Annotated in this window: 19 protein-coding genes and 1 pseudogene; 3 read left to right on the top strand and 17 right to left on the bottom strand. The window is 35.9% G+C overall.

Going from position 1 to position 21,828, the window contains the following annotated elements:
* Positions 1–217: 217 nt before the first annotated feature.
* The 9 genes and pseudogenes from ACFE0M_RS07445 to ACFE0M_RS07485 all read right to left on the bottom strand — a co-directional run bounded on the left by ACFE0M_RS07445 (position 218) and on the right by ACFE0M_RS07485 (position 8,611).
* Positions 218–778, bottom strand: coding sequence for a hypothetical protein (locus tag ACFE0M_RS07445; protein ID WP_434545123.1), 561 nt, complete (start codon positions 776–778; stop codon positions 218–220).
* Between the two features lie 152 nt (positions 779–930).
* A pseudogene (locus ACFE0M_RS07450) lies at positions 931–1,191 on the bottom strand (DUF4386 family protein); the annotation flags it as partial.
* Positions 1,192–1,588: 397 nt separating this feature from the next.
* On the bottom strand, positions 1,589–2,017 hold the full coding sequence (locus ACFE0M_RS07455) for a nuclear transport factor 2 family protein (protein ID WP_434545124.1): 429 nt from the start codon (positions 2,015–2,017) through the stop codon (positions 1,589–1,591).
* A 97-nt stretch (positions 2,018–2,114) separates the two neighbouring features.
* The gene (locus tag ACFE0M_RS07460) at positions 2,115–2,525 is read right to left on the bottom strand and encodes a DOMON domain-containing protein (protein WP_434545125.1); all 411 of its coding nucleotides are present in this window, start codon (positions 2,523–2,525) and stop codon (positions 2,115–2,117) included.
* Between the two features lie 83 nt (positions 2,526–2,608).
* Positions 2,609–3,049, bottom strand: coding sequence for a RidA family protein (locus ACFE0M_RS07465; RefSeq protein WP_434545126.1), 441 nt, complete (start codon positions 3,047–3,049; stop codon positions 2,609–2,611).
* Positions 3,050–3,108: 59 nt separating this feature from the next.
* Entirely contained in the window at positions 3,109–3,534 is a 426-nt protein-coding gene (locus tag ACFE0M_RS07470; protein ID WP_434545127.1) for a MarR family winged helix-turn-helix transcriptional regulator, read from the bottom strand.
* A 187-nt stretch (positions 3,535–3,721) separates the two neighbouring features.
* Positions 3,722–4,618, bottom strand: a complete 897-nt coding sequence (locus tag ACFE0M_RS07475; RefSeq protein ID WP_434545128.1) for a PIG-L deacetylase family protein — start codon at positions 4,616–4,618, stop codon at positions 3,722–3,724.
* 386 nt (positions 4,619–5,004) lie between these two features.
* Positions 5,005–5,430, bottom strand: coding sequence for a transposase (locus tag ACFE0M_RS07480; RefSeq protein ID WP_434545129.1), 426 nt, complete (start codon positions 5,428–5,430; stop codon positions 5,005–5,007).
* A gap of 718 nt (positions 5,431–6,148) precedes the next feature.
* Positions 6,149–8,611, bottom strand: coding sequence for a DUF5916 domain-containing protein (locus ACFE0M_RS07485; protein WP_434545130.1), 2,463 nt, complete (start codon positions 8,609–8,611; stop codon positions 6,149–6,151).
* A 601-nt stretch (positions 8,612–9,212) separates the two neighbouring features.
* On the opposite strand from ACFE0M_RS07485, the gene ACFE0M_RS07490 reads away from it, so the two are divergent.
* Together ACFE0M_RS07490 and ACFE0M_RS07495 are read left to right on the top strand one after the other, a co-directional pair.
* Complete coding sequence (locus ACFE0M_RS07490) at positions 9,213–11,105, top strand: alpha/beta fold hydrolase (RefSeq protein ID WP_434545131.1); 1,893 nt, start codon at positions 9,213–9,215, stop codon at positions 11,103–11,105.
* Between the two features lie 128 nt (positions 11,106–11,233).
* The gene (locus ACFE0M_RS07495; protein ID WP_434545132.1) at positions 11,234–12,286 is read left to right on the top strand and encodes a proline iminopeptidase-family hydrolase; all 1,053 of its coding nucleotides are present in this window, start codon (positions 11,234–11,236) and stop codon (positions 12,284–12,286) included.
* A 45-nt stretch (positions 12,287–12,331) separates the two neighbouring features.
* Here ACFE0M_RS07495 and ACFE0M_RS07500 read toward each other — a convergent pair whose 3' ends face one another.
* Both ACFE0M_RS07500 and ACFE0M_RS07505 read right to left on the bottom strand, forming a co-directional pair.
* Positions 12,332–12,961 (bottom strand): FecR domain-containing protein, encoded by a 630-nt coding sequence (locus ACFE0M_RS07500; protein WP_434545133.1) that lies wholly within the window; start codon positions 12,959–12,961, stop codon positions 12,332–12,334.
* 470 nt (positions 12,962–13,431) lie between these two features.
* The gene (locus ACFE0M_RS07505) at positions 13,432–15,420 is read right to left on the bottom strand and encodes an alpha-amylase family glycosyl hydrolase (protein ID WP_434545134.1); all 1,989 of its coding nucleotides are present in this window, start codon (positions 15,418–15,420) and stop codon (positions 13,432–13,434) included.
* 87 nt (positions 15,421–15,507) lie between these two features.
* Between ACFE0M_RS07505 and ACFE0M_RS07510 the strand changes: the two genes are divergently transcribed.
* Positions 15,508–15,963 carry an OsmC family protein gene (locus ACFE0M_RS07510; protein ID WP_434545135.1) on the top strand — a complete coding sequence of 152 codons (456 nt, stop codon included), beginning with the start codon at positions 15,508–15,510 and terminating at the stop codon, positions 15,961–15,963.
* A gap of 37 nt (positions 15,964–16,000) precedes the next feature.
* Here the strand turns inward: ACFE0M_RS07510 and ACFE0M_RS07515 are convergent, their stop codons facing one another.
* The 6 genes from ACFE0M_RS07515 to ACFE0M_RS07540 all read right to left on the bottom strand — a co-directional run bounded on the left by ACFE0M_RS07515 (position 16,001) and on the right by ACFE0M_RS07540 (position 21,788).
* Positions 16,001–16,510: a hypothetical protein gene (locus tag ACFE0M_RS07515; protein ID WP_434545136.1), complete on the bottom strand. Its 510-nt coding sequence runs from the start codon at positions 16,508–16,510 to the stop codon at positions 16,001–16,003.
* Positions 16,511–16,526: 16 nt separating this feature from the next.
* The gene (locus ACFE0M_RS07520) at positions 16,527–17,390 is read right to left on the bottom strand and encodes a substrate-binding periplasmic protein (protein WP_434545137.1); all 864 of its coding nucleotides are present in this window, start codon (positions 17,388–17,390) and stop codon (positions 16,527–16,529) included.
* 54 nt (positions 17,391–17,444) lie between these two features.
* Positions 17,445–18,134, bottom strand: a complete 690-nt coding sequence (locus tag ACFE0M_RS07525) for a tetratricopeptide repeat protein (protein ID WP_434545138.1) — start codon at positions 18,132–18,134, stop codon at positions 17,445–17,447.
* A 61-nt stretch (positions 18,135–18,195) separates the two neighbouring features.
* Positions 18,196–19,611: a CCA tRNA nucleotidyltransferase gene (locus ACFE0M_RS07530; protein WP_434545139.1), complete on the bottom strand. Its 1,416-nt coding sequence runs from the start codon at positions 19,609–19,611 to the stop codon at positions 18,196–18,198.
* Positions 19,612–20,198: 587 nt separating this feature from the next.
* Complete coding sequence (locus ACFE0M_RS07535; protein ID WP_434545140.1) at positions 20,199–20,822, bottom strand: bifunctional nuclease domain-containing protein; 624 nt, start codon at positions 20,820–20,822, stop codon at positions 20,199–20,201.
* A 9-nt stretch (positions 20,823–20,831) separates the two neighbouring features.
* Complete coding sequence (locus ACFE0M_RS07540) at positions 20,832–21,788, bottom strand: electron transfer flavoprotein subunit alpha/FixB family protein (protein WP_434545141.1); 957 nt, start codon at positions 21,786–21,788, stop codon at positions 20,832–20,834.
* Positions 21,789–21,828 lie beyond the last annotated feature (40 nt).

Here is a 21,828-nt window from a genome sequence, read left to right on the forward strand (position 1 = left end):
TAGAAATTTTCTCTGGACATTTCTTGAAAGAAAGTTTTTTAAATCCCTTTTAGCTTATCTCTACACTTTTGTCGGCATAGCTTAAGAGCTATTACCAGGGTCTAAAGCCATAAATCCTATTCCCATGCTTTTAATAAAAGTAGCTTATCAACTACCATGCGGAGCATGGCAGGAGTTCTGGGAGATTAGGAATTGCCTTGATCTTATAAAAAGCTTGTTAAAGAACCAGCTTTAAGTAATCTCCATTTCTATAGGCTATTAATTCAACTCCATTTTTGACAGAATAAACTATTAGCTTCATTTCAGATGCTTCATTCGAAGTTTCGAATACAATAACATCCTTAAAATCAAAACCTAAATAGGAGAAATCAGAAGTAGTTTCAATACCGTCCGAACCAGAACCCATTCCGATAGACTCTTGATGATCAGGAAAATAATGTGTTAATATAAAATTGGCCTTCTCATATTTCTCAACTTTCATTTGAACTGCAATATCAACTGATCGAAAAGATAAAAAACTACTAACTTTCTGATATTCAACAGATGTACAGCTTTCTTCAGTATTACTTAAATCTTCTATGATTTTGGGTTGCGTGCTCCCCACTACAATATTACCCTCCTCATTTTCATACCTCAAATCATTATAATCTGTATAGGGGATTAAGGAAATTTCATCTTCAGTTAGTTGATATGATCCTAAAGACTGAGGATCTCGACATACATCACAAGCGCTTAATAACGCTACTAATAAAAATATAAGGAATGAATTTGGGTTCATATCTGAATTAATTATACTACTTAAATTATTCTGCGTAAGTTAAGGTTTTTCTTTTGACTTGACATTTCTTTGAAATGCGGATAGAAAACTTATAAAATACCAGCCTTTCGGATTATGAAATTTACGGCTTAGCTATGCCAATTGCATAATTTCTACTCATAAGAATTAAAATTATAAAATATTCTAGCTTTTGCTACCACCATGCGGAGCATGGCGGGAACGGAGGCACTTAACATAATCACCAATGAAATTACTGTGCCCCAAACCATAGTAGCTAAAGCAGCGGTTTGATAAATTTTTCTAAAAAGTTTATAAAACCATATTGCTGTAAGTGCTTGTGAAATTATGATAGAAAGTTCTAGTAATAAGCGAATCCTCGCTGTTGATTCACTTTCCGTCAGATTCTTTAAGGTCTGCTGTGGGTCTCATATATAGACTTCTGAATGGAAAATAAGAAATCCAAAAATGCCAGAAATGAGCATTAGCAAATACCGACTACTCTTTGTATTTTTCAATTCAATATGGATAATAGTCATGTCAGTTTAGTTAAGGATGGCAATTGAAATTGAATAATGTTAAGATTTGCTAAAAGACAATAAGTTGCATCAATAAAGGAATTATAGCGCTTTATTACTCTTCTAATTTTGTAAACGATGTCTCTTTGCCGTACCTTGCTAGCAGGTAACGAACAGTAAAAAAAATAGCGACCTGAAAATACCCACTTTCAAGCCGCTACTTAACTCCCAAATCACAAACACATTTAAATCGGTTAATCAGCTACTTACTGACTTTATTCGATCTTATCCAAGCTTACGGTTTTAGTACCGGTACATCACTCACAATTCTCCAGTGATGATCTTCCCCCTTTATCAGAGTCAGTATAGATACAAAGGTCATTTTTGTTCCAATAAATGAAACCTTGGCACTTGCCGTGTTGCCATTTAGCATGATAGCTTCGATACTCACCTTTCTATTATCACCGCCATACTCTTTGCTTTTGATTTTTTCGAGGTAAACGTCCTTTGGCATAATCGATACTTCCGAACTTCCAAACATACGGTTCATTACGATACGGTAATTGTCATCTAAGTAATCGGCTAGTTCATCGCTGTCATTTCGATCTCCTGCTTTGGAGAATCCTATAATCGTTTGTTCTATTGAATTCTCTTCAGAAGATTGAGCGTTACAGCCTATTGCTGTGAAAAGAGCAAAAATGCTCATTATGATTATTTCTTTCATCTTGTTATCTATTTTATGATTTAATTAATTTTTGTCAATTTGTGCTGATAAATACAGCTTTTAGGGAGGCCGGATATGTTGAGTAGAGCACATGACTTTAGAGTTTAATGGTAAGGGAAGTCCGCATAATAGAATGATGCTGAAAATCATCATCTAAACTGTAAGCCATCAGCAACGGCCATTCTGAATCAGGCAAAAGCTCCTTATGATAGGTACTTGCTGCTGCCAGCGGTATTGCAAATTTCAATCGGGTTATGCCATCTGATTCTGTTCCAGATATGAGATGCGTTTGACTAGTTATTCCATATTGAGTAATGGGTTTATAACTGCCAGCATTAGCTGTATAATGTTCGACAACTTCGGCTTTTCCTTTGACAACACGGCCCATCAATAAGTAGGTTCCTGCCAGTGAAGTACTTTCGTTAAAACCGATAGCGACCCAACCCTCAGTAGTTGCTTCCATCTCGAAGAAGATGGTTTCTTCTTCTATCCTCCACTTGACAGTCATCTTGTTTTTGGTGACTTCTTTCCTATCGGACTTTTGGTGTAATGGACTGATTAACAAGAGGGCGATGTAAATAAATACTACTTTCATTTCTTTTTGATTTTAGCGGTGAATTCGATTTCTATTAGAAGATTTTCTCTGGCTAAAGCTGATACGCCAAGCAAAGTGGTAGCAGGTGCGTAGTGCTTGGGATAAGTTGCTTTTAGAAAATTACCTATATCCCTAGTTTTACTGATATCAATATTCACCACATAAAACCTCAGGTGTAATACGTCCTGCCAATCGCAGCCCTGGTCTTGCAATATGAGCGCTATGTTTTGGAGTGTTTTGTCAAATTGATTGGCAAAGCTCTGCTCTTCTGGCAGCTGGTACTCTTTGTCCCACCCCACCTGCCCTGAGCCATAGACGACCTCATTAAAAATTACTGCTTGTGAAAATCCTAGTTCCCGGGTCTTATAAACCTCTAGACTATCAATAGTAGATAATTCTCTACCACAAGAACTCAAGGATAGGATGAAGAAGATCATTAGTAGCCTTATTGTTTTAATGTCAATCATTGATATATCAATTTATAATGTAAATTTTTTTATTGCATATTTTCTTGAATTTTTCTTAACAGGCAGTTTAGCGTGTTTAAATCCTCCTGAGAGATACCTTCAATACTTTTTGCTCGATGACTACTGATTACGGGCATGTATTTATGAATATATTCTTCTCCATTTTTAGTAAGGCATATACTATATTGTCGCCTGTTATCTTGAACTGGCTGCCGTTCTACAAAGCCTTTTTTATTTAGCAGATCTAATGTTCTTGTGATCGAAGCTGGATCTCTGAGAGATTTGTAAGCTAGCTCTTTTTGAGTCAGACCGTCATTCTCTTCAATGATCTTTAATAAAATCCATTGTTCAACGGTAATACTCATTCCTAATCTGTCAAACTCCCTTTGTGAGTATAACTTGGAGACTTTGCTTGTTTTGTCAATTTGGAAAAGTACTACGTTTTCAATTTTCATTTGATATAACAATTATTGATACTGCAATTATAAGAATAATATAACTGAAAACAAAATTATTTAGATCTATCTGCAACCGGAAGGCCTACCAGGCTTTGGTCAATAGTAAAGTAAAAGAGTAGCGGAAGTATAGTTGGGGAACAATACCTGATAGTAAGCACTTGGTTTTCTATGCGACTTCAAAAAGTCAGCGGATTGGTTTTTCTATCACTCTAAAATATTCTTTATTAAAGATTGCGAAATAAGTCTTTGCCTCAAATTCTTCATAATAGGGCAGAAACTTTCTTAGGTTTTTCCGGACATCTTCCTCGTAGGCCCGTAAATATTTCATTTTCGTTTCTGCGACATCAGAAATATCAATTTGAGTTGTGGGTTCCGGCATCCCACTAATACCGTACATCTCATTGGCAATTTTACTAGCATTTGGAAAACCCCACTTTTTCATTCTGGCTCCCAACCATTTGTCCACAATCTCTTTCTCCATATGATCGGTATAGACGGACTGATATATTTTATTAATCTCTAATCTCCCTTCACTAAATAAATCCTTGACTAATTTACTTATGAAGATATGCTCAGGATGGCCGTAGCCTCCTTTTTCGCTATCAAGCGTAAATATTACAGAAGGCTTAAAATCATTCACTTTTTCGATGACAGCATGAGCTGTTTTTTCAGTTAAAAACTGCTCCTTTATCTTTTCATATGGAATAGGAAGATATGGAGTGCTCATCGTATCAAGCCCAATTCGGTAATAACCATCCGCTAATATAAGTTCATTCCCTTCACAAATAATCTCAGCAGGATTTTTACCCGTTTCAGACAGTACGTGTCTTTTTAAACTCATTTGACGAACTTTCCATCCATTTGCCGACAGCTTTGCTATAGTTCCTGACATTGCACAGTCATCATCATCATGTGCTACAATTATAAGTGCTCTTTTATTGCTTAATGTATCGAGGAAAACATCGTTTGGATAAGTTTCCACTGCTACGAACGTTTTCAGTTGCTCGGTTGTAACTTTTTCCTGACATCCTAATAAACTGATCGTCAAGAAAACTATTAAAATTATTTGTTTTCGCTTCATTCTTTGATTGTCGACAGAGTTTGATGAAGTAGGCTGTCAACAAATAAATATCGATAAAAAAATTGCTAATATCCTAGAATATGAGAGATTATATGAATTCTATAATGTTTAAAGCAGTTTTAGCGTTCGTTATAACTGAAAGATGGTGCATAATTTTGTCTTTTTTACAGCTTTTTAAAGTTTAATTGAAGTGGGTCGGTTGGCTTCTCAATTGACAAATGTTAAAATGGAAACTTGGTTAGATTTCTTCCTACAATCACTACACTCACACTAAGCCTATTGTTTTTCGACTTCTACTACTATATAAAATATTTGAATAATAATTTGGATACTTCTTGGATCGCCACGTTCCCGCCATGCTCCGCATGGTGGTTCTATTTACCTCCCTATAGCATCAAATGAAGATTTAACATGCCTTTACCACTAGCATAATCAATTGCAGAAGAATAAAGATAATGATGTGGTTCTGCTACTTCACCACTAACTACTGGATTATTATGTATGTAATCTAAATTCTTTTGAATGGCATCATTACTCCATAATTCTATTGGCTTGTTATGCTGTTGCCAGAACTGTATATCATTTTTGGTCGTTTTATTTCTTTTTGCAGCCAACTGCATAAACCAAAGATATCTTTCTCGCTTGCTCTCCTGTGGATTGGTTTTAATTAACTCAATCAATTCCTTAGCAGTGGAACTTTTAAAACTTTGAAGTAACCTTTGCGGATTCTTTTCTCTTGCCCGAAATATGAGATGAACATGATTACTCATGATTATCCAAGCACCTAAAACCATCCCTTTTTCCTTATACAAAACTTTAAATGTTTGACTATACAGTCTTTGTATAACCTTCTTGTAAATACACTTAACCAGAATACGGTTGTAAAGCTTACAAAATACCAGCCTTCTGGATTATGAAATTTATAACTTCTACTCATAGAAATTAAAATTATAAAAAAATTCTAGCTTTTGCTACCAACATGCGGTGCATGGCTGGAACGGGGGAGTTCAAAATCTACCATGCTTAAAGTAATAATTCTCATTTAAATTAACACAAATTAAATTGGATGAATTCATTCCTTTTAATTGATAATGTACAATGAGATTACTTTTTTCCTTAACTGATCTAGAATTCATCTATCAGGCGAAAAATGTAAAGTCTATTAATTTTCTAAAGTTATAGGAGTTGTTCGAAAAGTAAGGAGACTTTACGGTTTGATAAGGGGTTTTGATGAGTAAGAGTAGATTCAGGCCAAATATTATTCTCCCCTGAGTATCCCTCACCCTTCCTGACCAAATATTATTGTTTCCTGAATGACTATTGACCCTTCCTGACTCATTATCGGCTGTCCTGACTCATTATTGACCCTTCCTGAGTCATTTCACCCCCTTCCTGAGTGATTTTTGGGGTTTCCTGTCGGACTTTGGCCCTTTCCTGCGAGACTATGGAGGCTTCCTATCGGAATTTTTCCACTTCCTGCGGTAAATTCTGGGCTTCCTGAATGAATTCAATTTCCAAAATGCCTATAACTTATGAACCTGCCACCATTTTAGAGGGTTTTGTTCTATATTGACTTGTCCAGTTTGACCATCCATTGCGCAATCTGTTATAATCCAAAAAATAACTCAACCTTACTGAAAGGCTATTCAACTGTGGATGACTGAATAAATAATCAAAATTCTCATTAAATGTGTGACCACTTTGTGGTAAGTAGCTGTCCAAAGCATTACGATAAAGAACGGTAACCTGACTGCCCGGTGCAAACCACCAAGAAAAATTCAGATCTAAATTCCAGGTATTGAAAGTAATGTCATAGGTATTTTCTCTATCTGGCTCTTCAGTCAATTCCCCATTTTGCTCTAAACTATAGAGTTTGGAATACATAGCCCCTGAATAATAATGTCTGAATATCAGGTTTAATGAGATCTTATTGTTAAAGATGTAATTCCCGCCCACTGAATTTTCAATGGTTATTCTATCTCGCTGACCAAAAATAATATCCTCTCCATCCATATCCACAAAGCCTTGTTCTTTATAAGATGGATTGTAAAATAAGCCATATCTTAAATTGAATTTATTGGAAAATCTATAGCGTGGATTTAAGCTTAAGAAAATATTACTTCTGCCCTCTTCAAAGTATTTGTACCAATCAATGAATCCTTCGAAAGCCAATTTCTTTCTAAAATCTGTATTCATCCAAACCCATTGATCCGTATAACCAGGAAATTGCACATGTCTTCCATTTACTCTTGGTTCATAAATATTATTTTCTCCAAAAGGCGTTAATTCCAAACCTCCCCCATAGCTAAAGAATTCCTTAGTGGTGAAACTAGAGTTAAAATTAAAGGTGAAATTGCTGAATAAATCTGGATCCAATCTTCTGAAATGGAATAAATTGAAATTCAGAAACATATTGTTTAGGTTTCCTTTGGGTTGTAAATACCTATAGCCATAATACCCAATATATCGTACATAATTAGTATTGGTAGAAAAACCTAAATCATTGATATTATAATCCAATGTCCGTAAATCTAACCTAGCTTGCACTCGATGCTCTCCACTTATTTTGCCTGCTGATGCTTGAATTTCTGTTCCAAAAACAGTCTCCTCCGCCAAAAATCTCCAACTTCCTTCAGTACTGGCACTATAATTCCATGTATTAGCTTTATTTGTATGGCTTACATATAAACCCGTTACGTTAGCATCCCTATAATTACCAGCCCTGGTCACATTAGTATTGACAAAGGAGACCGAGCTATTGTCTCCAAACCTTTGGTCTAAAACCATCACATTATAGTTGGTATAAGGTTCAAGCAATTCATTGCTAGTTTCTCCCGTTTCTGTATTTCTAATTTGAGCATAAGCTTCATTTGTCACCGCATTAAAAAAGCCAATCCCTAATCCATTTTCAGTCCTTCCTGAAACTTTGGTTGCATTGATCAATTCTACTGCATTAGGTTCAAATACTACTTCTTCTCCTTGATTAGGATTGGCGCTAGTAGAAGGCGCCCCTCCTATTCTTCTAGAATAGAATAAATCCCCTTTGGAAAATAATTCCGTTCCCTCATTGAAAAAGGCGCGCTGTTCCGCAAATTGAACTTCAAACGGAGATAGATTAAGTACATTATTATCAAATCTTGCCTGTCCAAAATCAGGTATTAAGACCATGTCAAGTGTAAAAGCATCTGAAATTCCATATTTCAAGTCTAATCCTCCATTAAAATTAAAATTGGTTTTGCCATCATAGTTATTGGCATAGGCAGAAACATAAGGCTGAAAAGATAGTCTGGTAGGGGTTTTAATATTTTTTATTCCGTGAATTTCCCCATCATATAAAGAAAATGCTCCCTTTTTATTATCTACATGATTCCAACTGTAGCGAGTCCTGGTTCTAAAAACCTCTCTTTCCATATTGAGCCCCCATTCTTGCACTTGTTTTTGAGGAAATCTTAAAATAAAATAGGGAATAAATGCTTCTACCACCCATCCATCATCATTAATCTTTACCTCACTATACCAAACGGCATCCCAAGAATTATCTTCTCGGCCGTTGGTCATTTTAGCATCATATTGTACTCCTGCAGCTGTCACAATAAACTGCATGCTTTGCTGGCGATCATTGTAGCCGTTCAATAAAATAAAAAAGAAATCGTCAGCTCCAATATCATCTCTTTCCGTAAGTTCAGTAGCAATTTTTTCAGGCTCAGGATCTTTCATATAAGCTCCAAAATAAATACCCAAATCATCATATATGATTTTTACTTCCGTTGATAGACTATCAGGAATCGGCTGTCCATTAGTCGGATTTCTTTCCACAAAGTCTTTGGCTATAGGGGCATTCTGCCAGGCGATATCATCTAGCACCCCATCAATTTTGGGAGCCTCTCTTATTCTCGGAATGGTGATTTTTTTACGGAATATACTGTCCGTTTCTTGAGCAAGACTGTAAAAGCCTAATAAAATGAAGCCAATAATTAAAAAATACTTAAACATACCAAAAAGTTTAATTTCCATATTAAAAGTGTCTGATGGTTCATAATTACCTACTTAAAACAGCCTAAATAGAAGTATTGGAAGGATATTTCTAATTATTTTGAAAAGCAGATTTATTGTATGGATGTTTCCCAACATTCAATAGTTGCATTTTTGCTAATTTTATTTTGCTGTACCAAAAATTAATCCACCTGGCTAATTAGGGTTTAAATCGCTATAGAGGCCTTTAAATAAAAAAAACATGTTCATTATTGGACAAAAATGAACGGAATTGGACAAATTAAAGATCAATATTTACCTTTTAGTTAAGTCATTATGCTAAATCAAACATGATACTGCTTGGCCTTAGGCTGAAAACTGAGTCTCAATGAAGAAAACAAAAAGACTTTTTACTAAACACTGGAATGAAAGCAAAACTAAACAGCCTATAGTTGCTTTCCCTGTCTGCAGTATGCAAGTCCGAGGTACATAAACAATTATTTCTTTTTGTATTCAAGTTTTGCTATTGAATAGAATCAATATTACCATTTAATTTTAGCGTTCAATGTTTAACATTATTCAATAAAAAGCCATAAATTGTAATACACTAAACCTACTGACTATGAACAAATTAACAATTGCCAGCTTTTTCTTGCTATGCTTTTGCCTTCTGGGATGCCAAAATGAAAATACCAAAGAAGAGCAAGAACTCACTCAATATTCTATAGAAGAATTTTATAACAACATCAATTATTCAGGTGGGTATTTCTCCCATGATGAATCCAAATTATTAGTCTCCAGTAATGTCACAGGGATTTATAATCTTTATGCTTTGCATACGGATGGCTCTGGAATGGATACTCTTTCCAATAATACCGAAGAATCATGGTTTGCCAATTCCTATTTCCCAAATGATGACCGCATTCTTTTTTCGGCAGATAAAGGCGGAAATGAAATCAGCCATATTTATGTATTAGATGAAGATGGCAATGTGACCGATCTCACTCCAGGAGAAAAAGAAAAAGCATCTTTTGCCGGTTGGAACAAAGACTTAAAAAGCTTTAAATATATTTCCAATAAAAGGGATCCGCAATTTTTCGATGTCTATCAAATGGATATTGAAAATTTTGAAAGTGAATTAATTTTTGAAAATAATACCGGAGGTAATCCATCGGGAATATCCGATGATCAAAAATATGTAGCTATCAGTAAACCTATTACGACCTCCATCAATGAATTAATCATAGTGGAAGTGGAAACGGGTAAACAGACCAAAATTTCACCTGAAAACCCAACGGCAAGTTATGGGGCGCAGGAATTCAGTTCTGACAGCAAATATCTCTATTATACTACCAATGAAGGCAGTGAATTCACCTACTTAAGCAAATACGATTTGGAAAGCGGTGAATCAGAAAAAGTATTTGAAACAGATTGGGATGTTTGGTATTCGGATTTCTCATGGGACGACACTTACCGTGTAATGGGAATCAATGAAGATGCTAAAACATCAGTAGAAATCACTAATACAAAAGAAAATAAGGAAGTTGAAATGCCCAAGATCGATGGTGGAAATATTAATGGAGTGGGGATATCGAGAAGCGAAAATAAAATGCGTTTATCTGTAGGTAGCTCCAAATCACCTACAAATATTTATGTATATGATTTTGAAAGTAAGAAACTCAATAAACTTACTGAGTCTTTAAATCCTGAGATGAACAAAGAGGATTTGGTGGAAGGAGAGGTAGTTCGTTATGCTTCATTTGATGGTATTGAGATCCCTTCCATATTATACAAACCACATCAAGCATCAGCCGACAATCAAGTTCCTGTTCTAGTTTGGGTACACGGTGGCCCTGGTGGTCAAACTCGCTTGAATTATTCCCCATTAATCCAATACTTAGTCAACCATGGTTACGCCATCATTGGTGTAAATAATAGAGGTAGCAGCGGTTATGGTAAAACTTTCAACCGATTGGATGACCAGAAACATGGAGAAGATGATTTAATGGATTGCGTATATGCAAAAGATTACCTGGCTACCTTAGATTGGGCCGATACCTCAAGAGTAGGCATTATTGGTGGTTCTTATGGTGGATATATGGTGATGGCCGCTTTGGCATTTCAGCCTGATGCTTTTGATGTAGGTGTCAATATTTTTGGTGTAACCAATTGGATCAGAACGCTAAGATCGATTCCAAGCTGGTGGGAGGCGCAAAAAACAGCTTTATACGAAGAGTTAGGGAATCCCAACACTGAAGATTCTGTAAGACTTTATGAAATATCTCCTTTATTCCATGCCGATAAAATCACTAAACCCGTGATGGTACTTCAGGGAAGTAATGACCCGAGGGTTTTACAAGTTGAGTCCGATGAAATGGTACAAAATGTCAAAGATAATGGCGTTCCAGTAGAATATGTACTCTTTGAAGATGAAGGCCATGGATTCCGTAAAAAAGAAAATGAAATTGAAGGCTACGGAAAAATCAAGGTATTTTTGGATGAGTACTTAAAGTAAACGGCCTAATCGTGAAATCTTTTTAATTTAGAAGAACTTCAATATAAGCAAAAAAACCTGTCAGGATTGCGAAAACCTGACAGGTTAATTATCAAAATGCATCTAAAGACCACTAACTATAAATCACTATGAAAAATTTAATTTATTCATTTTTAATGGCCCTTCTAGTTATGGGCTGTTCAGAAAAGCAGCCAGAAAATAAACCAGCAACTGCTGACAATACAAATAGTTACCTAGATTATTCCGAAAAGGATGACAAGCTAAGCGGTGGAGTTAAAATGATTCCTATTCAAACTCCTGCTGGAGAATTCAATGTATGGACCAAAAGAGTGGGAAATAATCCTAAAATGAAGGTATTACTGTTGCATGGAGGACCTGGTGCTACACATGAGTATTTTGAGTGTGCGGATTCCTATTTACCCAATGCTTCTATAGAATATTATTACTATGACCAACTGGAGTCATTCTATAGCGATAAGCCATCTGATAGCAGTTTGTGGAGTGTAGAACGATATGTGGATGAAGTAGAGCAAGTAAGAAAGGCGTTGGGATTAAATAAAGATAATTTTTATCTGCTAGGACATTCTTGGGGAGGTATTTTAGGGATTGAATATGCGCTCAAATATCAAAACAATTTGAAAGGATTGATTATATCCAATATGATGTCTTCCATACCAGATTACATCAAATATGCAGATGAAGTATTAGGCCCACAATTAGATCCTGATGTGTTGGCTGAAATCAAACAATTGGAAGCTGATGAAAAATATACCAGTGAAAGATATTCAGAATTAGTCTATACGCATTATTATCCTGAGCATGTTTTAAGAATGCCATTGGAAGAGTGGCCTAATCCTGTTAACAGAGCCTTTGCCAATATTAATGCCGATATGTATATCACTATGCAAGGCCCAAGTGAATTTGGAGTAGTGGGAGATGCGAAATTAAAAAACTGGGATAGAAGTGGGGATTTATCCAAAATTACGGTGCCTACGCTAACTATAGGAGGAGCTTATGATACCATGAATCCTGAGCATAAGGAATGGATGGCCAATGAAGTTCAGAACGGAAGATATCTGCACTGTCCTGAAGGATCCCACATGGCCATGTATGATGATCAGGAAACTTATTTTAAAGGCTTGATCAAATTTATTAAAGACGTAGATAAAGGGGAAATGTAATCATAATATCCCCTCCTAAGAAAATTCTTTTAGGAGGGGATATCTTTAGTTAGTAATCTCTTTCAGGCTTTTTTCAATCTGTTTTCCTGCTTCATCCAATTTTTTCCCCACTTTATTAGCTTCATTTTCGAATTCCTTAGCTTTTTCAAGAAGCTTTTCTTCCAACCTCATCACCTCATCATTCATGTCTTTATCAAGACGTTTTAGTTCAATCCTTAATTTGGCCATCCATTTTTTGAAATTCATTGATGCATTTCCAGTTCGGATGGATTCATCACCTTCCTTGTATGAAGCCATTTTACCAGATGAGATTTTTTCACTTTGATTTGAAGCTTTAAACTCAACACTACCCTCAGCCACTTGAACCTCTATTTCCTCTGAATTAGATTTCATACTGAAATCTGTACCTAATACCTCCACTTCCCCCAAATATCCTTCTACTGTAAATGACTGGTCAGAAGGTTCTACTGAAAAATAACATTCACCGGAAATAGCCACCTTGCGCTGATTAAATGCTTCGAGATATTCCAATTCTGAATATTGGCTTAGGAATACTATACTTCCATCAGGCAATTCCACCGCTTCAGAATTGTCCTCAGTTATGATTTTCTTTTTGGAACATGCTGAAAAAAGAACTGCAAATAGGAATATGTAAAATGTGAATCTAAACTTCATGCTATTATTTATTATCATTTACAAATGACAAAATTACAGCATAAGCTTCAAGTTTTTATAAATCTTTTTATTTTTCTCTTCATGAATTAACATTCACTCCTCCTTGAAGGTGTATTTACCTTCAAGTTTCTAGTTGAGTAAGGTAGTATTTTCAATCTAAAAGTTTAGGTAAACCACCCAAAGAAAAGATATAATTTGAAGGAAAAGGAACAAATTGTGATGGAAATTTTGCTTTCGATAGTATTTACTAACATAGCTAATCATTTTACCACAAAAGTGACAACAAAAAACAAAAGTTTTTTCGCTAAAGCGAAAAACGTGAATCTCTATAATTTGATAGCATTAAACAGTCTGTTGAAGGTGGTTTCTCCTTTAAGTTTCTATGAAAAATCAATAACCTTTTCAATTCAAAAGTTTAGGTAAAACACCCAAAAGGGGAATCCAAAGGTCATTACAAATGAAACAACATTTTATTTAATGGTTAGCACTATGGCCGTCCTGTTCACACAATAGATCTTGATGAAATCTCCTCCCTCTTTTTTAAAGCTTTCATGAATTGTTGATTGATCAATCCTTTCATGACCTCCGAATTTTGCATCATCACTATTTAGTAAATATTGGAACTTACCACCTTTAGGGATCCAAAATTCGTAATCTGGCACCGAATTATTAGGATGAAAATTAAAGACAAAAATCAAATTAGCTCTTTCAAAAATTAACACTTTATTGGTTTCATCCACATTGAGCAAATTAGCTGGAGCAGCTTGCAACACATTTTTCGATTTCAAAATCTTTAGCATCGCCTCTTCAAAATCATTCAGATAATGATATTTTAATTCCTTATTATCAACCAATGACCATTGTCTTCGGGCATATTTATAGCTCCAATTATTGCCTTCCCTTGGAAAATCCATCCACTCAGGATGCCCAAATTCATTGCCAATGAAATTCAAATAAGCTTCACCACCAGCAGAAGCGGTCACCAAGCGAATCATTTTATGTAAGGCAATACCTCGGTCAATAAGCAGATTATCATCTCCCTTAGCCATGTGCCAATACATTTCTTTATCCATCAACCAGAAGGCTAAGGTTTTATCGCCCACCATGGCTTGATCATGTGATTCCGCATAGGCCACAGTCTTCTCTCCATATCTTCTATTGCTTAGCACATTCCAAATTTCCTGCATGCTCCATTCTTCATCTTGCTTATGCTTTAGCCATTTAATCCAATTATCGGGAATTCCCATACCTAAACGATAGTCAAAGCCTAAGCCTCCTGCTTCTACTTTTTGGCATGTACCGGGCATTCCGCTCATATCCTCAGCTATACTAAATGCATTGGGCTTAATTTCATGGATCAAGGTATTGGCTAATTGCAAGTAGCGAACTGCATCCCAATCTACACCATCCTTGAAATATTTATCATAATGATCAAAACTCACGCCCTCTCCATGATGGTGATACAGCATGGAAGTTACGCCATCAAATCGGAATCCATCGAAATGAAATTCTTCCAACCAATATTTCAAATTTGAAAGTAAAAATCTGGATACTTCCTCATTCCCATAATTAAATAATTTGGAATCCCATCCTGTGTGATAACCTCTTCCTCCTTCATGAAAATACTGATTTCCGCTTCCATCAAAGTCATTTAGGCCTTCGGAAAAATTCTTGACCGCATGAGAATGGACCACATCCATTATGACTGCTATTCCCATTTCATGGGCTGCATTGACCAAAGATTTCAAATCATCTGGGGTTCCGAAACGAGAAGAGGGTGCATAGAAATTGGCTACATGATAACCAAATGAGCCGTAATAAGGGTGTTCTGCTACTGCCATTAATTGAATGCAATTATAACCTAAGCTCTTTATTCTCGGTAGAATATTTTCTTGAAATTCTTTGAAGGTGCCTACCCCTTCCTTTTCCTGCGCCATACCGGGATGCGCTTCATAAATTACAGGATTTTGAATAATGGCTAAATCAAATGAATTATCTGTCCATTCAAATTCTTTATCTGGTGACCATATCTTGCCCGTAAAATCATAATTTTCTTCATTTTGAGCAGCATATTTGATGTAGGCCGGAATTCTATCATGTTTTCCATTTGCGGATGTAACCCTAACTTTTACTTGGGAAAGATGTTCTAAACCATCTTTATGAGAAATATCCACCTGCCAAATACCCGCTTCATCTTTTTTCAAGGAATGAGCGTTTTCGTCCCAATTATTAAAGTCTCCTACTAAGGACATTGATTGAGCTTGTGGAGCCCATTCTTTATATGAAAAACCAGTTTTAGTTTTTATAAAACCAAGTTCATGATGTCGATTAGCAAATTGCAGTAAACTTCCATATTCAGTGACTATTCTGTCCAATTCAGATTTAAAATAATCATGGCGGGTTTGGATATCACTTTCATAGGGTGCTAACCAAGGGTCATCTTTAATAATTTGTAACATCTTTGGTGATTTAGGCTTTTCTAAAATTAGGAAAAGATAACGGAATCTTACAGCGTTTGAAAATATAAGTTATAAGCTTACAAATTTATGAAGAAGATTGTAGCTTTGCGATTCCCAGAAAATTTTAATTATAAAAAGATGAGAGTAATCACAAATATGCTGGCTCCCAAAGAATATGAGAGCAAAAATGAGTCAGGCAATATCTTGAATATTGACATGTATGATGCAAAGAGCAAGGACTATTTCTCTCCTATGGAAAGCCTATTGGCCGCCTTGGCTTCTTGCGCAGCAGTAGATTTAGTGGAAATGATTAAGAAAAGAAGGAAAAACCTGATGGATCTTCAAGTAGAAACCACTGGGAAAAGAAGAGAAGAGCATCCACGAGCATATGAAAGCATCCATATGGTTTTCACTGCCACATCAGATAATTTAAAAGAAGAAGAATTTATGAAATTAGTAGAACTGGCAGCCGGAAAATATTGCTCGGTTTCCGGGACTTTGAATGTGAAGGCTACTTATGAGGTGGTGATAAAAGAGGTATAATAAATAAAGGCTTTCCGATCGGAAAGCCTTTAAATTTTCAGGTCACTAATCCTGTTTTGTAATCTATTTTCTGATACTCTTCTTTAGTTAATTTCAAATCTCTTCTTGCATTTTGAATTTCAGGTCTGAAGAAGGAGCTATACAATAAAAGACCCGTGAAAAGCCCCATCAAACCGCTATGATAAGTCATGGCAAAAACAACGACCGTAATAATTTGATAAATCGCCAAGCCTATGTATTTAATTAAGGTGGCACTTCTATATTTCTTCATTTTTGAAAGTAGCTCATTATCTTGAGCAGCAGACTTATATTGTCTGGCCGCTAAAAAGTGAAGAAATACAATCTCAATTATAGCCAAAATTACGGTAATCCCCACTACGGTATCTTCCATTTCGGCCGGGATTCCAAACAATTTAGCGCTTCTGTTTTCAGCCCTTAAAAAGACTATGGCAAATAGAAATAAGGGTGCTGCAAGCAGACCATAATAGGTCATTTGTAAAGATTGGAAAAATGACTCCCAATATTTAAAATCCGGTTTTTGATCCATAAATTATATTGTGAATTTACTCGGATGCTGAATCCAATAATTTAACAGCCGACAATCCTAAGTGGTCAACCAATATTTTTTTATACTCTGTGGTGTTTTTATATCCACCATTTGCATTGAAAAACTCTTCGATTATAGGTTGCCAATCGCTTGTTTTAGGCATTACAAATGCGAATTCTTCAGAACCTTCATCTCCTACTTTATGCCTTTTTAAAGGCTTTCTTTCCTTTACAGCAGATAAATAAAACGCTAAGTCCAAATATGATAATGATTTTTTATCGGCTAATATTTTATCCAGTACGTCAGGACTAGAACTCACATAACTGATCTCCAATTCCGGATAGTAATTAGATTTCAATTTGTTGATACGCTTCTCATTTAAAGTACCTTTGGCAGTATAGGCAGTAAAACCTTTAAACTTCTGTGGCACTTCACTCATGGACGCTAAAGTAGGCACGCTACTATGCGTAACAAGTATGGCAAAGTTCGTAATAAATGAAGGACTAAATAATATTTCGCTTTTTCTAGCTTCAGTTACGGTAATATTGCCTAATCCAAAGACACCGTTTTTACCATTTTTCACGCCATTATACATGGCACTAAAACTGCTACCGTTTCCTAAAAATCTTGCATTTAAATTAATCCCATGATTTTGCCTAACATATTGCAAGAAATCATTCATGATATCAACACAAACTCCTGTTAATTTCCCACTTTCATCTTTATATACAAATCCTGGTGTTTCTACATAAGTGAAAGTCACTGTGCCATTGCCTGAGGCCTTGGCTGTTGCATAATTATCACCAGATAAACTCTGTGACAAAACCGTGGAGCTTATTAAAAATAATAAGGCAACTAATCCAGTTTTAAATTGTATCATAATATTAATTTTAGGGGTAAATTCTCTAGTTAAATCATTAAGTAAATAAAACTATTACTCTTTAGGATTCAAATTTTCTTGGGGTAAAGCGTACTTTGGGGCAAGGCTTAATGCATTATTAAAATATTTTTTTGCAGATTCCTCATCTCCTTTCCCTCTTGCAATTAATCCTTGCATATTTAATATCACTGCTTTAAAAGGAACTTCAATATCATTTCCATCCTTATCCTTTGCATAAACACTGCCACTATTGACAATATTTTTGCCTAAAAGCAGCTCCGTATTAATCATTGCATCGTCATATTTTTTTAGTGCATATTGCTTTTGAATCACTTCGTACAATACATAAGCATCGTCAGAAATATTATAAAGCTTTTGATACATTTTCAAAGATTGATCTAATGCGCCCAATTGATCCAAACTTTTTGCTCCTATCTGAAGAACCAACTGATTATTAGGGTTTCTTTTTAAGGCTTCCCTACTTACCAATGCGGCCGAAGCATATTGATTGAATTCAAAATATATATAGGCTAATGAATCCAAATAAGAATGATTATTAGGCTCCAAGACCATCAAATCATAAATTGCATTTTTGGCCACCTGAAAATCATTAAACCGGATTGAGGCATTGTATTTTGCCTTTGCATTTTTAATAGCATCTTCATTTTGAGCTACTGAGCTAAAATTAAACACCAAAAATGTAAGTGTAATCGTTAGTAGTATTCCTTGTACAAATTTTCGCATATTCATTTAAAATTAATTGATGGTTTACCAATATTGTGCCAATATTAATAAAATTATATTTTTATGGGGTTTTTAAATTAAGTTTTCGACCAATCTCAAGCATATAATTAAAAGCCTCTTCCTTATCATTCTGGATTTTCCCATCTAAGATAGCTTCTTTTATTTCGCTCTTTATGATCCCAATTTCTTTACATGGAGATAAATCAAATGCCTTCATAATATCTTCTCCACTCACTGGAGGCTGAAAATTCCGGACCTGATCCTTTTCTTCTACCTCTTTCATTTTCTGCTCTACCTTGTCAAAGTTTGCCCTAAACTGCTTTACCTTATTCATATTCTTGGAGGTAACATCAGCACGGCAAAGTGTCATTAGGTCTTCTATATCATCTCCCGCCTCAAATAAAAGCCTTCTAACAGCATTATCGGTAATATTGTCTCTTACCAAAGGAATAGGCCTCAAATGAAGTAAAACCAATTTTTGGACATACTTCATTTTTTCGTTCAGAGGCAATTTCATTCTTTTGAAGATTTTAGGTACCATTCGCGCACCTTTATCTTCATGGCCATGAAAAGTCCATCCTTGCTTTTGATTAAACCTTTTGGTGGCAGGCTTGGCAATATCATGCAAAATTGCCGCCCACCTCAACCATAAATCTCCTCCATATTCGGCTACATTATCTAAAACCTGAAGCGTGTGGTAAAAATTATCTTTGTGCTTATAGCCATTTTTCTCTTCAACCCCTTGTAATTCTACCATTTCAGGAAAGAATTTATCCAATAATTGCGCATGATACAATAACTTAAAACCATAGGATGGTTTCTCCGTCATGATGATTTTATTCAATTCATCCGTAATTCGCTCGGCTGAGATTATTTTCAATCTTTCTGCATTTTTTATGATGCTATCAAAAGTATTGGGGGCAATGTCAAAATTTAATTGTGCCGCAAAACGAATGGTGCGCATCATCCTCAAAGGATCATCAGAAAATGTTATATCAGGCTCAAGAGGAGTTTTAATCAACTTTCTCTTTAAATCTTTAACCCCTCCGAAAGGATCTATTAAAGCCCCATAATTTTCTTCATTCAAGCTGATGGCCAAAGCGTTAATGGTAAAATCCCTTCTGTTTTGATCATCTTCTAGGGTTCCTTCCTCCACTATGGGTTTTCGGCTGTTTCTTTGGTAGGATTCCTTTCGGGCTCCTACAAATTCCAGCTCCAAATCTTCATGATGAATGCTGGCGGTGCCAAAATTTTTAAATACCTGAAATTTTTTCTTAGGCCCAATGTTGGCCGCAACTTCTTTGGCTAATTCAATCCCGCTTCCTACACACACGAAATCAATATCCTTAGAAGGACGTTTTAAAATAAGATCGCGCACATAGCCCCCAACCACATAAGCCTCAATGTCAAGAGAATGGGCACTTTTTTTAACTAATTCAAAAACAGGGTGTTGTGCAAGAAGTGCAGAGAAATTCATTTTTACTACTTAGATGGTTTTACCAAGTATTGAATGCTTTTTGAAATATAAAACAGCTTCCAATTAAGCAGTTGTAAATTTAGTATAATTTGGTGATAAGAGGATGAAATTGGGAAGTATTTTGAGCTTTGGTTATACTTTTTTAGAGATTTTTACGTGAATGAATTCATGATTGGTGTAAGTCATTATATTTTAATCGAAGATTAAAATGAATAGATCCCTTTCTTCAAAGGGATGACGCACGGATTGGAGTCTGCAGTCTGATTGTAATGCTTTAACTCTGTTCAAAATGGATTAAATAACTTTTTTATCCTCCCCCTATCTTCTCATTTTGTTCTGTGCGTCATCCCTGCGAAGGCAGGGATCTTGCCCTATTGAAACTTCGTTTCAATTCATTTTAATAAAAAAATAGCTTCACCTAATCGGCAAAGCTATTTATTAGATAATATCAAACAAACCATTCAGTCTCTTAAATTATTAATCATGGTTTACGGTCGGTGTGCCACCGACCGGGGTTAAAATCCATGGTTGGTGTGCCACCAACCATTTAAACCTAAATTCAAAACCTGACAGGTTTAGGAATATTTTTAATTCCTTCTATTGATTTCATCACGGATTTTAGCGGCTTTTTCGTAATCCTCATTTTGGATCATCTTCTCCAATAACTCATTCAATTTATCCATCGGCATATTTTTCAATTTGTCGAAATCGGATTTTGAAGTAGGAGTTGAGGATGACCCTGATGAAGAAGATTTCTCTACCGGTTTTTTCAATTCAGAAATATCCTCGTCTTCTTTCTCGTCTGAAAGTACAATTCCAGCCTCAGACATGATTTTTTCATAGGTATAAATAGGGGCATCAAATCGAATACCGATAGCTATGGCATCAGATGGCCTGCTATCTATTTCTATTCTTTCCATGCCATTATCACACACTATCTTGGCAAAGAACACTCCTTCTTTCAAATCCGAAATCACAATTTCTTTTACCGAATAATTGAAACTGTGCGCAAAGGATTTGAATAAATCATGCGTCATGGGTCTATTGGGCACAATTTTCTCTATTTCAATAGCAATAGCCTGTGCCTCAAACATACCGATGATGATCGGAAGTCTTCTACTACCGGGCGTTTCACCCAAAACCAAAGCAAAAGAACCTGATTGCGACTGACTAGACGATAATCCTAATATTTCTAATTTGATCTTATCCACAAGTGAATTTTAGTTTTGCGCTGCTTTAATAGCTTCTGTTAATTTTGGTACTACCTCGAAAGCGTCTCCTACAATTCCGTAATCTGCTGCTGAAAAGAACGGTGCTTCTTCATCTTTGTTGATCACTAATATATATTTAGAAGAATTCACCCCAGCTAAATGCTGAATGGCACCAGAAATTCCGATTGCAATATACAATTGCGGAGAAACTTTCACTCCAGTTTGACCCACGTGCTCGTGGTGAGGTCTCCAACCGATGTCAGAAACTGGTTTAGAACAACCTGTGGCCGCACCCAATGTTTTGGCCAAATCCTCAATCATTCCCCAGTTTTCAGGTCCTTTCATACCTCTACCACCAGAAACTACTAATTCTGCTTCCGGCAAAAGAATTTCACCTGTTTGCTTATCTTGAGAAGTAATCTTTACACCAAAATCCGCATCGTCCAAACTAGGTTCAAAGGCTTCAACTGAGGCATCTCCTCCATCTTCTTTCAATTCAACAGCATTTTTCTTGATGCCGATAATTTTTGTTTCAGTGGTCATTTCCACATTGGCAAAGGCCTTACCAGTATAGATACTTCTTTTCACCGTAAATCCGCTAGAAGTATCCGGTAAATCCGCCACATTGGAAACAAAAGCCGCTTTCAATTTGGCTGCAATCCTGGCGGCAACAGGATCCCCTAATGAAGACTTGGCTAAGACTAGTGTTTTAGCGCCTTCTTTTTCCATGGCTTGTGCAATCACTTTTGCATAAGGCTGGATTAATCCTTTCTCCAATTTTGAATCTGCTGCATGTAATACTTTTGAAGCACCAGCTTTTCCGGCTGCCTTCAAAACTGCTTCATCTACCGGGCCAATGGCAATAGCCGTAACCTCCTCTCCCATTGCAGCAGCATAAGATACTGCCTCAAGAGATGATTTTTTAATTTCGCCTTCTGCGTGTTCTATAAATACTAATATTGACATTTCTTTCTGATATTTTTTGTTCAACAATGATTAATCGACA

Origin of the sequence: Marivirga sp. (genome assembly GCF_051117495.1) — a bacterium.
Lineage (GTDB): Bacteria > Bacteroidota > Bacteroidia > Cytophagales > Cyclobacteriaceae > Marivirga.